Origin of the sequence: Prevotella sp. P2-180 (assembly GCF_002251435.1) — a bacterium.
Taxonomy (GTDB): Bacteria; Bacteroidota; Bacteroidia; order Bacteroidales; family Bacteroidaceae; genus Prevotella.
This window is the reverse complement of sequence record NZ_NPJI01000037.1, coordinates 178,642-190,615: the sequence shown is the minus strand read 5'-3', so window position 1 is coordinate 190,615 and position 11,974 is coordinate 178,642. Positions and strand designations below refer to the sequence as shown.

General features: G+C 48.9%; 13 protein-coding genes. 5 read left to right on the top strand and 8 right to left on the bottom strand.

Features of this window, described 5'->3' with window-relative positions; translation table 11 throughout:
- Positions 1–1,186: glycoside hydrolase family 3 C-terminal domain-containing protein (locus tag CIK98_RS06895; RefSeq protein WP_172409850.1), on the top strand; the 1,186-nt coding region annotated here is incomplete at its 5' end.
- Positions 1,187–1,225: 39 nt separating this feature from the next.
- Here the strand turns inward: CIK98_RS06895 and CIK98_RS06890 are convergent.
- The 8 genes from CIK98_RS06890 to CIK98_RS17620 all read right to left on the bottom strand — a co-directional run bounded on the left by CIK98_RS06890 (position 1,226) and on the right by CIK98_RS17620 (position 8,360).
- Complete coding sequence (locus CIK98_RS06890) at positions 1,226–2,281, bottom strand: glycoside hydrolase family 43 protein (protein ID WP_094383521.1); 1,056 nt, start codon at positions 2,279–2,281, stop codon at positions 1,226–1,228.
- A 118-nt stretch (positions 2,282–2,399) separates the two neighbouring features.
- The gene (locus tag CIK98_RS06885; RefSeq protein ID WP_094383520.1) at positions 2,400–4,127 is read right to left on the bottom strand and encodes an ATP-binding protein; all 1,728 of its coding nucleotides are present in this window, start codon (positions 4,125–4,127) and stop codon (positions 2,400–2,402) included.
- A 117-nt stretch (positions 4,128–4,244) separates the two neighbouring features.
- The gene (locus CIK98_RS06880) at positions 4,245–4,691 is read right to left on the bottom strand and encodes a D-Ala-D-Ala carboxypeptidase family metallohydrolase (RefSeq protein WP_094383519.1); all 447 of its coding nucleotides are present in this window, start codon (positions 4,689–4,691) and stop codon (positions 4,245–4,247) included.
- A gap of 7 nt (positions 4,692–4,698) precedes the next feature.
- A complete protein-coding gene (locus CIK98_RS06875; RefSeq protein ID WP_094383518.1) occupies positions 4,699–5,076 on the bottom strand; it encodes a hypothetical protein in 378 nt (125 codons plus the stop codon).
- 1 nt (position 5,077) lies between these two features.
- Entirely contained in the window at positions 5,078–6,409 is a 1,332-nt protein-coding gene (locus CIK98_RS06870) for a hypothetical protein (RefSeq protein WP_094383517.1), read from the bottom strand.
- Between the two features lie 38 nt (positions 6,410–6,447).
- Positions 6,448–6,903 (bottom strand): DUF5675 family protein, encoded by a 456-nt coding sequence (locus CIK98_RS06865; RefSeq protein WP_094383516.1) that lies wholly within the window; start codon positions 6,901–6,903, stop codon positions 6,448–6,450.
- Between the two features lie 45 nt (positions 6,904–6,948).
- Positions 6,949–7,992 carry a CHC2 zinc finger domain-containing protein gene (locus CIK98_RS06860; RefSeq protein ID WP_172409849.1) on the bottom strand — a complete coding sequence of 348 codons (1,044 nt, stop codon included), beginning with the start codon at positions 7,990–7,992 and terminating at the stop codon, positions 6,949–6,951.
- A 5-nt stretch (positions 7,993–7,997) separates the two neighbouring features.
- The gene (locus tag CIK98_RS17620; RefSeq protein WP_141210453.1) at positions 7,998–8,360 is read right to left on the bottom strand and encodes a hypothetical protein; all 363 of its coding nucleotides are present in this window, start codon (positions 8,358–8,360) and stop codon (positions 7,998–8,000) included.
- Positions 8,361–8,634: 274 nt separating this feature from the next.
- On the opposite strand from CIK98_RS17620, the gene CIK98_RS06855 reads away from it, so the two are divergent.
- The 4 genes from CIK98_RS06855 (at position 8,635) to CIK98_RS17615 (ending at position 11,899) form a co-directional block, all read left to right on the top strand.
- Positions 8,635–9,285: a hypothetical protein gene (locus CIK98_RS06855; RefSeq protein ID WP_094383514.1), complete on the top strand. Its 651-nt coding sequence runs from the start codon at positions 8,635–8,637 to the stop codon at positions 9,283–9,285.
- Positions 9,269–10,567: a hypothetical protein gene (locus tag CIK98_RS06850; RefSeq protein ID WP_094383513.1), complete on the top strand. Its 1,299-nt coding sequence runs from the start codon at positions 9,269–9,271 to the stop codon at positions 10,565–10,567. The genes CIK98_RS06855 and CIK98_RS06850 overlap by 17 nt, the downstream gene beginning before the upstream one ends.
- A 454-nt stretch (positions 10,568–11,021) precedes the next feature.
- On the top strand, positions 11,022–11,642 hold the full coding sequence (locus CIK98_RS06845) for an HU family DNA-binding protein (RefSeq protein ID WP_094383512.1): 621 nt from the start codon (positions 11,022–11,024) through the stop codon (positions 11,640–11,642).
- A gap of 17 nt (positions 11,643–11,659) precedes the next feature.
- Complete coding sequence (locus tag CIK98_RS17615; RefSeq protein WP_141210452.1) at positions 11,660–11,899, top strand: hypothetical protein; 240 nt, start codon at positions 11,660–11,662, stop codon at positions 11,897–11,899.
- Positions 11,900–11,974: the final 75 nt, after the last annotated feature.

Here is an 11,974-nt window from a genome sequence, read left to right as displayed (position 1 = left end):
CTCACAGTCGATAGTGCTGCTCAAAAACAATGGCATTCTGCCGTTCAAGGGCAACAAGCACATATTTGTCACCGGACCCAACGCCAACTCCATGTGGGCCATGTGTGGTGACTATAGCTTCCCGTCGATGTCTTACTTCTGGAAAGGCATTACCGACGACCTTGACCATCCGCACATAGTAAGACTGCTGGAAGGCATGATCGACCGTATGCCAAACAATATGGCCATAAACTATTCGAGAGGATGCGACTGGACAGAGGAGATAGAAACTAAATACTCTGAAGGCGGCGACCAGCGTGCATGGGAATACAAACTCCTTCACCGTAAGGTGGACTCAGGCGAGATAGCCAACCGCGAAGAGGCTCTCTCCATGGCTGAGGAGGCCGATGTGATTGTGGCTGCCATGGGAGAAAACGTGATGTTGTGTGGCGAAAACCGCGACCGTAAAGGACTTCGTCTGCCTGGCTCTCAAGAGCAGTTTGTCGAGAGTCTCATTGCTACTGGCAAGCCAGTAGTGCTCGTGATGTTTGGCGGTCGTGCACAAGTCATCTCCAACATTGCCGACAACTGTGCCGCCATCATACAGGCGTGGTATCCAGGCGAAGAGGGTGGTCATGCCGTGGCAGATATCCTTTATGGCAACATCTCGCCTTCGGCAAAGCTGTGCGTGAGCTATCCTAACGTGGAACTCAACGAGCCGCTGTGCTACAACACATCTGTCAGCCAAGACAGTCGTGTGGCATGGCCCTTTGGCTATGGTCTGAGCTACACCTCTTTTAAATATGACAATATGAAGATGGATTCGGAGGCAAAGACCACCGACGAGTCGTTCACCCTGTCGTTTGACGTGACCAATACTGGCAGGATGGATGCCGACGAGATAGCCCAGCTATACCTTTCGCCGGCCACCGCCACCCAGAATCTCCGTCCCATCCAGCTTCAGGGCTTTGCCCGTGTGTCGTTGAAGGCAGGTGAAACCAAGACGGTGAAGATAAAGGTGTTTACCGACCAGTTGGGCTATTATACTCATTCCGGCTCCCGCCAGTGGAACATCGCCCCAGGTCGTTACTTGCTGAAAGTAGGCTCGTCGTCGCAAGACATCCGTCTCACCCGCACCCTCACTCTCACAGGCGAAAAGGTGGTGAAGCCGATAAGGGATAATTATTTCTCTGTTAGCAGTGAATAAAGATGAGAGAGGGGCGGGATATCCACCCGCCCCTCTGACTTATTTCTTTAGGTTCTTGTCCCAGTTTTCCAGTCGTTTGTACTCCTTCTTTGTCAGTCGCATAAACGAACCGTGCTGCGGGCCGTTCACACCCTTTATGTCTACAGGGTCAGAGAAGTTGCGCATGAAGCGGTCGGCCTTGCAGATGCGGTAATGCTTCGGGTTAGAGGAATATTCAATGTATGCAATGCGCCATGTGTCGTCGCCCACGAGCTGGAATGCCGACACACCCTCACATTTCTTGTTGCCTTCAAAGTCCACGTAGTCGTCGTCCACAGGCAGGCTCCATGGTCCGGTGAGCGATGGGGCGGTAGAGGTGAACAGGCCAGGCTTTCCGCCCTCCTTCTTAATCATCATGTGGTATAGGCCGTCGGCTGGCAGGAAGTTGATGTCGGCGTCAATGGTGGCATAGCCCCAGTCGAAGAGAAGGCGTGGTTTGGTGAGGCGAGTAAACGACTTGTCGGCATAAGAGTAGTACATGCGGTCGTATGCCTCCTCAGCCTTGTTCCACATCGAATAGTATATGAAGTATCCGCCCTTCTTTCCGTCGCTCCAGGTGTAGTTTGGGTCCCAGAATATCTGTGGAGCCCATACACGGTTTATTGTAGCCCAGTTTTTGTATACGTCGGGCGATTCAGGGTCGCAGAATATCGAAGCGCCTTTGCGGAAGTCGAACGTCACCGACTTCCAGTTTATGAGGTCTTTGCTTCTTAGCAGGTCAATTCCGTAGTTGTTCCACACATGGCTTTTCCTCACACACATGTCGGTGGTCACCATCACGTATCCCTTCGTGTCGTATGTACGGCAGATGAAGGCGTCGCGTGTGCCGCCTTCTATCCTTGCGTGTTCGTAAGGAGAGAAGATGCTGTCGCCGTTGTTGATGTCTTTAAAGTTCATTCCGTCCCGGCTGATGGCGTAAGCCGTCCATTCCCCTCTGTCGCTCATGTGGCAATAGAGGTATCCGTAGTCGCCTTTTTGCGGGTTTTGTGCACTGGTTGCCGAAGGCATTGTCGCCATTCCAGCGAGCATCGCAAGAGAAATAATAAAATGTTTCATGTTCTTTTTTTGTTTTTTGTTTAGGGGTTGATAATATGTATAAGAAAACTTCCTTAACTTCCATTATTTCCGAAATTTGAGTTCTTTAATTCTTTAATTTTTTAATTCTTTAATTCTTTTACACTTCTTCCATCCTGACCGCCTCCCATCCGCAGAACTGTACAATGATTTTGTGGAGCTTTGTGCCTTGGCGCAAGGCTTCCACTCTCGGGGCCACTGCATAGTCGTTGATTTGCTTTACGGCCTTGTCCCATTGCTCCTGTGCCGTCTCCTCGGAATAGTCAGCCTTCGGGAGGTATTTCAGTTCGAGTATATAGCTGTGGTTTGCCTGGTAGTGGGTCATGTTTGGAAGCAGGAAAAGGTCGCAGTAGCCATGGTTTAGCTCCAGTTCCGGTGCAATGATATAATAGTTGCAGAGGCTGAGATAAGCCATGAAGAAGCCTTGTATGTTTCTTTCTCCCTCTATGGCATCGCGCACTGAGGACAGCTGCTTGTAGCAGTCGCACATATATTGTAGCAATTCTTGCCACTTGCCGTCGAAGGTCATGCGTGTAAACATTGTTACAAGGTCTTTGGTGTCAATACCGCAAGCTGGAGAATAGTTCTCCATCAGGTAGTTGTAGTATTGCATTCTGACATTGTTGTTGGGAATGCCGAGGATGAGCTGCTGCCCGTATGTGCCCTTTATTGTTAGCATGCCATAATAAAACAACAGACTGACAAACATTTCGGGTTTGACCAACTGGTAGGCGGGGAAAGATGGCAGCACTTCTGCAACTATCTCCCCCTCCTCTGCAATCTTGCGCAATACACCCTTGCGGTCGCCGTCGAGACGGTCGAGCTGAATGAGTTTCTTCAGTTTGTTGTAGTCGGTCTTCGTGTTCGGGTCGAGCATGTTTTTTGGTGACGACTTGTACATTATGTAGTTGCGCAGATAGAACAATACCATGTCGCTGTTGAACACGCGGTTGCTGTCCTTGAGACATTCCTCGGCGAAGCAATAGTTGTCATACCAGGGTCTCATCTCCTCTATCATCGCCTCAATGTCACAGTCTCCCGGCAGCATACCCACACCTTTGTAGTACGTAAACATCTCGCGCACTTCTTCGGTGGAGAAGCCGAGCAGCTTGTCGAAATAGAACAGGGTGGAGATGTTCCAGCCTATGTTGAAGCCGCTTGTGAGGTCGTCGAGTGTGACGGGGCTCACTCCCGTGAAGAAAATCCTCTCAAACGTGCCCTTGAACTTCTTGAACACGTCGCGGTAGAACCCCTCGGCATGTGTCATCTTGTGATACACCTCCTCGCCCTTCTCGCTCAACACAACATTGGTGAAGTTGTCGTACTCGTCGATGATGAGGTACATCGGGATTTTGAGAGATCGTGCGACAGTGGTAATCATGATAAGTTTGTTGGTGCCACATTCCTCCTTGAAAAATTCCTCAATGAAATAATCCGGGTAGTCGTCAGCATACTTTCTCACAAAGGCATTAAGCATAAGGGCTAAGTACTTGTCAAATTTCTTCTCCAATTCGTCTATGCTACCTCCAATCTGCGAGAAGTCGAGGTGCATCACCTGGTATCTTCCCATCAGGGGCGTTGGGTGTTTTCCTATCCACAGCGAGCCGAAGATTTCCTCAAACTGGTCTTTCTTTGCCTTGTCGTAGTAGGTCTTGAGCATACTCAGCAGCAAACTCTTGCCAAACCGTCGTGGACGGATGAACATCAGGTAGTTTGGCTGTTCCTCAAGTATCGGTATATACATGGTTTTGTCAACGTAATAAAGATTATCCCTCATTACGTATTCAAAGTCCGCTATTCCGTATGGCAGTCGTTTGATATTGTTCATACTCATTTAAAAATTATTACTTACGGGTGCAAAGATACAACATCCCTCCCAATTCTCCAAACTTTTTTCCCCTTTTTCTTCCCACCTTTAATTCTTTAATCTTTAAATGTTTAATTTTTAATCTTTCCTCATCCTTATTACTTGCTGGCGGTTTTTGGTCGGGTCAGCCTTGTAAGAGACGTGAATCCAGTAGGTGCCTCCCTTGTTGTGCTCCCAGATAAGCTGATCGAAGGAGGCGTTGTCCATTATCCACTCCAACCATATCCTGCCCTGTTTGATGGACGGGATGTGAATGTCGCAGGCTTCTCCCGTTAGATGTTGCGACGTCTTGCTGCCGCCCACTGCCTTGTTGAGGGCTGGGCAGCGGTAGCCGGAGGAGATGACGATGGGCTGGCAGGTGTACTCGCGCAGAGGTTCGAGTATGTTCTCGCTGAGAGCCTTAAGGTTGCGTACTATTGTTTGGTCTGCCTTGTCAGAGGTGTTGAGGCTGTTGTCGATGCCCAATTTTTGGGCAGTGGCAGAGCGTACGAACTCTGCCAACGAAAAATGTTGAGTCAATTTCATTGTAGTGTTATTTTAATGTTTTAATGATTATACCTGTCAAGAGCAATATGGCTATTAAGACAAGGAGTTTGCAGTAGGAAGGCGTGGTTCTTACTTCCCTCACGTTTTCCACTTCCCTTACCACAGGGATGCTATCCACCTTGTGTATGCGTACGGTGTCGCGCAGGAGTTTGTATTTGTACTCGTATCTCACCTTCTCCTTATACACCGTGTCGGCATCCTTGTAGGTATAGGAGGTGTTGTCGATGTATACGCTGTCGTATTGTAGTGTGTTCTGATACAGCGTGTCGTGTACTGTCCGCTCCACGATTTGTGGCATATGGCGGGTGCTTGCACACCCTGCCATCAATAAACAGCCCAAAATGAAGAATGTTATCTTTACCATACTATGACTTGTAGTTTTTCTCAAACAATTCTGTATTGCTTTCCTTTACTTCACGAATGAGTTTTGCATGCTTCCACTTGCAGATGAAGTTTCGGGCGTCGGTCTTGAGGCTGAGCTTCACGATTAACTCGCGCAGCTGGTCGCGTGTAAATTGGTTTGGCAGACTGTCGTAGATGGAGGTCTTCTGTCCAGCCAGTGAGTCTTTGTCGGCTTGGTGCATCTGGTCGTACTCGCGTCCCCATTGTTCCAGTAGTCCGTCAACTATGTATGTTGCCATGAAGTGATAGAACTTTACCACCTGCTTCTGCTTGCTCTCGTCCTCGCCCCAAAGATAGTAGAGCAAGGCTGCCATACGGAAGGCTGAAAGCGAGGAGCGCTTGTAGAAGCAGTTGCGTGCACGGCTGCCCGACTTCAATACCTCAACACGCTGTGCCTGACACCATTTCTCCACCTGTGGGTCCATCCATGCCATTGGAATCTCGTGGGTAGGCTGAAGCTTGTCGTTTTCTCCGTAGGTCTCGTCCATCAGTCTGTCCACCATATTTTGGATTATGGCAGAGCCGGTGCTGTCGATGGGTTTGAACTTTGGCGCGTTGTCTCCGAGCATGTCGGGCAGTTTGCACAGCACCTTGCGTGTCACGTTGCCCCCCTCAATGCTCCTCTTGTCGATATACTCTTCAAGGCTGTGCTCAGTGCCGCAGAATAGCGAGTTCCAGCAGATGTCAACGTCGGAGTTGCAGCCGCCGTCGTACATTGTCTCGCTGCAAAACTCAGCACCGAGGTCATAGGCGAGACGGTCGAGAGTGCGCAGGTCGGCATAGGCACGCTTGTTGGAGTCTGCCATGAGGCTCATCTCTTCGGCAAAGAGGAAGAAGGAGAGGGGCTCGCCGAATTTTGTCTGTATGGCGTCGGCACGTTTGGTGAGCATTGACCGTGTAATGGTCTGAATGCATCTCACGTCAACCACCGGTTCGTCAGGCAGGTTTTTGTTTTTTATCTTCCTTACCATCTTTCGGTAATCCTTCTCCTTGTTTCGTTCTTCCTTGTCGCGCAGTCTGAGACGTCCCATCAGTCGTTTCACTATGCCTCGAGTAAACGATTTTCCAGCTCCCGGCTCGCCCACTATCAGTATCTGCAGTAGCAAAGCGTGGAGGTCGAGGTCGTAGAGGTATTTTACACGAAGTCGTGTTGCAAGTGTGCAGTAGCAGCATATCACCGAAAGCAGCACTGCTAGTTTGAATTCATCGGGTGCCGAATTCACGAAGAGCGCGATGCACTCCGGTAGTTCCATGTTCCCGATGTCCGTTGTCTTGGTCGTCTTTTCTTTTTTCATGATTATTATGTATTTGTTTCTGGGGTTAATGGGAAGTTTTACTCCTCACCAATCGTCCAATGTCTTGCTACTCTGCTCTCCCTCATCCCGTCGTCGGTGACTTTGAGTGTGATGCGTTCTCCGCGTATCACACATTTCTCTATGCGTTCGAAGAGGCGGATGTACAGTTTGAGGCTGTTGATGACGGCACCCGAGATAAGTCTCTCGCCGAGAACCATGTGTGGTGTGTACATCACGTTGCGATAGCTGTTGCCGCTTCTGATGGTTGCTATGACGCGAGGGTGTAAGTCCTCTGGGTCATAGTCTTCTGGTACAATGGCAAGTCGTCGGTGTTCCATCTTAGGGTAGCTGACAATTGTTACCTGATATGTTCCGGCTGGAATCATACACTGGGTGTATTCCAGTGTGTATGGGGCCACGGTCTTGCCGTTTACAGAGAGTATACCTGCTGTATATGCCCGGTTTGTCTCTATTCGTTTTCTTGTTATTTCCATGATGATTATTTTTTTTTAATTCAACTTTCGCATTCGCTCAACTCCTTACCTTCTTTTCCAATATTCGCTGAAATCCTTGCATCCCTCCGGCAGCTGGTGTCTCGTGAGCTTGGCTCCCGTTTCGTTGGCTGTCGCCTCGATAGCTTGGAAGAGGGTTTCGCCGGCTTGGTCTTGGTCGGGGGCAATGTGCCAGTTTCTCGTGGGTGCCGAGGCGAGCAGTACCTTGTTCTTACTGGTGAGCAGGGTGGCTGAAGGTATTGCAATGGCCTTGCGTCCCGACGACATCACACCTATGCAGTCGCTCACGCCCTCCGTAATCCAAAGCTCCTCGTCGGGCTTTAGGTCTTTTAGCACCGGAAGGTTAAAGATCATGGGGTGACTGCCTGGCGAGAACTGAAACCGTGGGGCCTTGGCGGCTATGGCATCGTGCTTTGCCTGTGCCTCTGCAGTATTGAACCGCATGCGTGTACCGAGGTATCTTGACTGAATGCCCTCCAGACTGCCGTCCACTGAGAAATAGGGTATCAATAGGCATGGAGACCAGAAGAAGCAATGCTTCCTGTCAGCCTGTCCGCTTACTATGCCATATTCCTGCAACTGCTCTTCGGTGAAACGCTGGCGCAGGAAGTCGAGCAACCTGCGCCCTGAACACTCTACAGACTTGATGTCCAACCGGCTTACAACGTCGTGGTTGTACTTTCGGTCGTTGAAGAGGAAGTCCTGTGCCAAGCTCCCAAGGGGCAGGTTGCCTATGAGGAAGCTGTAGAAGTCGGCATGAAACTTTGTTGGCTGTGTCATCGTCTTTTCGGGTTTGTATTCACTGATGATTATGGCATTCTCGTCGGCAAGCCATTGGCAGGCCTCTACAAACGACTTGTTAAGGTAGTTGCGTACCAGGTCGATGGGGTCGCCACGGGCTGAGCACGACCAGCAGCGGTATGTGTTTCTTTTCACGCTGAAGGAGAGGCTTGGAGTGCGGTCGCCGTGGAAAGGGCAGAGGCAGTGGTGTCTCTTCACATTAAGTCCGAGACGCTCCGCCACTCCCTCTATTGGCAGCTCCCGCAGCTTGTCGATGTCGGCTCTGTCCATGGGCGTCATTTCTTTGGGAAAAAGAGTGACAGCTTGTAGCTGAACCACTTCTTCAGACGTAGGTGGAGTGGCTCGAGATTCGATTTGTGAAACGCACCGAGATTTGCACATTTCTCGTCGAAGGCCGCACAGTCCTCAGCGTCTACTATGGCGGTGAAGAGGCTCTGCATGAAGGGGTTGCGGTTTGTCTCTGGCCATAGTCCATACTTGTGCCATCTGTAAAGCGCAAGGGCGAGCCACTGGCGGTTGCTGGAGCGCAGCGACGCGAAGATGTTGGCATAGAACTCTCGTCCATCGGTGTCGAGCGACTCGAAGAATGTTGATTGTACCATTGAAGGTTCAATGAACGTAGGTGTTGACTGTGTCATGATTCTAATGTTTTTTTGTTTGTAACTAAGTTTGTTCTACCAACGATAGAGATGGCCATCCTGTCGTTTTGTCGATGCAAAGGTAAGTCATTTTCATTCTCCCCGTATTGACTGCCGCTTAACGATAAAATATGCTTTAAGCGAAATAAAATATGTTTTAGCGATAATCTTTAACGGTAGTGAAAAAAACGTTGGCTTTTCTTGCTCAATACAAGAAAAAGCATTACCTTTGACCCCACAAACTATCTATGTCACACAACTAAAGCTTTTGATTATGCCAGAGGATAAAATACAAGCATTATACGAGTGGCTGGACCCACAGTTGAACATACGTGAAATAAATGAGACTCTGAGGCGACTGAAAAATGCAAAGAAGGGTCGCGACATTGCCTATCAGGTGGTTTCGCATCTGCGGGGAGTCGGGAAGGTGAACTCTGTCTCTGCCCTCAGTGCCCCATTCATACAGACGCTGATAGACCTCGCACCAAATCTGGAGCGAGGAAACAACGTGGCGGCGGTGAGCCACCACATCCGCAATATGATAAATGACTTGGAATGGAGGGAAAAGGAGCGTAAGCAATTAAAGAAGGATTCGAAGAAAGAGCATGAAAATTTTGTCATCCTGGTGAAGAATGTGACCAAGAAAGAGAAAAACAAGATCGAGAACTTCCTTTTGGTAAATGATGTGGACTACAAAATGGTCTGCATGTCAGACTTCGACGGCAACGCCAACTCCAACGAGACCCTGTTTGAGTTTAAAGGCACGGCGGGCGAGCTATACGACGTGCTCAAGATGATAGAGGCCAACTTTGGAAGTGATGTGTTTGACAACATCTCGCTCACATCTGTCAACAAAAAAATATCAAAAGACTTCTTAACCATGTGTCAAACCATCTTCATCCTGGAACATGATAAATCTGTATAACGAATTATTTGCCATTGCGCAAAAGGTATTCAACTACGAGTTTAAGGATACTCTGCTCACGGAAGAGGAATACGGCACCACGCTCTTCCCGCATCTGAAGAGTTCTGGAAACGACGACGGGACAAAGCGACACACGCTATTCTTCAACCCGCGTGTTGAGACAGTGCTGGCTCTCTACAACATCGCAGTTATACGCAACATCAACATCGGGAATGCCCTTGCCTACTACATATTGTTCTACGAGTGCATAAGTCTCGACGAGTATGACCATGCCAGAGCTTTTTTCACCCGATTCTCCGAGGAGGTGAAACGACTGCAGCTCAAGGAAAAAATGGAGGAAATGAGATATGAGACCAATAGTTTCATACGCTACCAGGTGCTCTTCACACTGTTTCACGAGATTTCACACGAATACTACCGCCAATATGGGAAGAGTCATGACATTGCCACAGCAACGAGCAAGAAGGTCCTGGAGAGCCTGAGAGGACCGTACACGAAGATTTTTACCGAGGAGAACTTCGCAAAGGCCATGATGAGGGACGACGTGAAAAACTTCATACTCTCGCAGATTCCTGAGGGCTGCAGCGACGAGGAGATGAGGAGAGTAGTGGAGGAAAACGTCACCTTGTACCATTATCTCGCCGATCTCTCTACCTACATCGGGCAGCTGCTCAACGACAAGGACCAGCAGTTTCTCGACGAGATAAGCTGCGACAGATATGCCTTCATCATATTCATGCGATGGGCAAAGAGACAACGACTGCCACAGGACATGACTTCACTGCTACACGACATACTGTACGTGGCTGTGAACGCCATGGACAACGTGAAGGTGCTGCAGACCTACTGCAACCCGCCAAGAGGGGCAAGGGAGATGCCATACGACCCGCGGCAGATAGTGCTAAGGCAGAGGGCACTGATAACAAACAGACTGCTCTTCCAGGGGAAGAAATACCAGGAAGTGGACGAATACTACAAAGAACTCAACACCACGCTCGAAGGACTTATGGTGACTGCGCTCACCACCATGAGGTCGCACGAGAAGCTGATATGCGAGATACTTGAAAGACGCGAAAATGTCAGAATGCCCGACAGCTTCGCCATCATCTCCCTTAGAGAAGATATGGAAGCCACCGCTGGCATGCTACATGATGATTTTATGAAACAATGCCCGTTGGACTTTGCTGCGATGTCTGCCGAAGACTTTAAGGACCGGGAAGGACTGTTCTCGCTTCTGAAGAGGTATCTGTGGGTGAAGCTGACAGGACGCTATGGTAGCTGAAAAATGTTACTTTGTTACCGTGATTTCGCATTTTACGTGTTACTTGTTAACGTTACCTTTTATATTATATATATATTAAAAAAAAACTATATAAATAAGGTACGCACAAGGAATACAATATAAGATAACATGAAAGTTAACACCAAAATCACGTTAACAAAGTAACATTCCGCATTCGGCAGTGTTACTTTGTTAACGTGATTTTCTCGGGGAAAACACATAGCCTTCTTGGGGAAAACTGGAGAACGAGACGAAAAAAGCTGTAACTTTGCAATGTCAAACAAAGGATAAGACTTGTGGCTGACAAAGGGCATAACTAATGATCAAGGCAAGGCATAACCTAACACTGGTCGAAGGCATAAGTTAAGACCCGAAAAACAACAAGCATCCGGGATGTTGACAAAGTGTTAACCAGGGTGGGGGAGAGAACCCCAACCATAAAACTAATAGCTTTATGATAAACTACAGCATCGTAATGCGTGGCGTGAACGCAAACCTCTTTGAAATCAATCAGGCTAAATCGCGCATCAAGAAGGCAAAGGAAGAAGGTAAAGAACCAGAACAGGCTGACCTCGACCTCGTGAAGACTGAAGTGCAGTATGCATTTGCCATCGCACAGTACACCGACGTGATAACCATCGAGAAGTTCGCACGCCACATCTCAACCCACGGCAGCGTCTACTCACGTGCAGACATCTCTGCCATTCTCTATCTTGCCGTAGACTGTATGCGCGAACAGTTGTTAGAAGGTAAGAAAATACGACTTGGCGACCTCGGTGACTTCTCCATCATCCTTGAGTCAAAGGGAGCTGAGACTGCTGATAAGTTCACCTCGCAGAACATCACCGGAGTAAACGTCTTGTGGACTCCAGGAACCGAGTTCAAAAACCTCCTTGCCGACGCTGAGTTCAACCTCGTGGCAAGCCGCAACGCTCAAGCTGCACTCCTCAAGGCCATCAAGGCTGGACAGACCTCTGTTGACATCACCCAGTCCGACGACACTTCCAACGGCGAAGGTAACGACAACACTGGCGGAAGTGGAGCACAGGGTTCTGACAGCGATTTGGGTAACTGACCTAAACATGTAGGCTTATGACTACATTCCGTGTCACTCTAATCCTCTCTATACTCCTCATCGTGGGTGGATTCGTCTGCCCACCGATGGGAGTGATTGACAGCAGCGTGCTTACAGCCGTAGGCATGCTGCTTGCTTTTGCCATTCTTGCCCAAGTGCCCACGCTGATAGAGGCAGCAAAGGGCGGCAAGACCATACGCCTGCAAAAAGGCGACTTCTCTGCCGAAGTAAGTTCAGAGAGCTGTTTTCAAACGTAACTCTAAATAAATCATAAAAATCGAACCCTTCGAACGGAATTCGCTTGCTTATTCCAGAAAAATGTTGTACCTTTG

Bases quoted from the DNA above. Each gene is read 5' to 3' on its own strand.
- CIK98_RS06845 (WP_094383512.1), top strand. From the start codon at position 11,022: ATGATAAACTACAGCATCGTAATGCGTGGCGTGAACGCAAACCTCTTT.
- CIK98_RS17620 (WP_141210453.1), bottom strand. From the start codon at position 8,360: ATGACACAGTCAACACCTACGTTCATTGAACCTTCAATGGTACAATCA.
- CIK98_RS17615 (WP_141210452.1), top strand. From the start codon at position 11,660: ATGACTACATTCCGTGTCACTCTAATCCTCTCTATACTCCTCATCGTG.
- CIK98_RS06860 (WP_172409849.1), bottom strand. From the start codon at position 7,992: ATGGACAGAGCCGACATCGACAAGCTGCGGGAGCTGCCAATAGAGGGA.
- CIK98_RS06865 (WP_094383516.1), bottom strand. From the start codon at position 6,903: ATGGAAATAACAAGAAAACGAATAGAGACAAACCGGGCATATACAGCA.
- CIK98_RS06890 (WP_094383521.1), bottom strand. From the start codon at position 2,281: ATGAAACATTTTATTATTTCTCTTGCGATGCTCGCTGGAATGGCGACA.
- CIK98_RS06880 (WP_094383519.1), bottom strand. From the start codon at position 4,691: ATGAAATTGACTCAACATTTTTCGTTGGCAGAGTTCGTACGCTCTGCC.
- CIK98_RS06855 (WP_094383514.1), top strand. From the start codon at position 8,635: ATGCCAGAGGATAAAATACAAGCATTATACGAGTGGCTGGACCCACAG.
- CIK98_RS06870 (WP_094383517.1), bottom strand. From the start codon at position 6,409: ATGAAAAAAGAAAAGACGACCAAGACAACGGACATCGGGAACATGGAA.
- CIK98_RS06885 (WP_094383520.1), bottom strand. From the start codon at position 4,127: ATGAACAATATCAAACGACTGCCATACGGAATAGCGGACTTTGAATAC.
- CIK98_RS06850 (WP_094383513.1), top strand. From the start codon at position 9,269: ATGATAAATCTGTATAACGAATTATTTGCCATTGCGCAAAAGGTATTC.
- CIK98_RS06875 (WP_094383518.1), bottom strand. From the start codon at position 5,076: ATGGTAAAGATAACATTCTTCATTTTGGGCTGTTTATTGATGGCAGGG.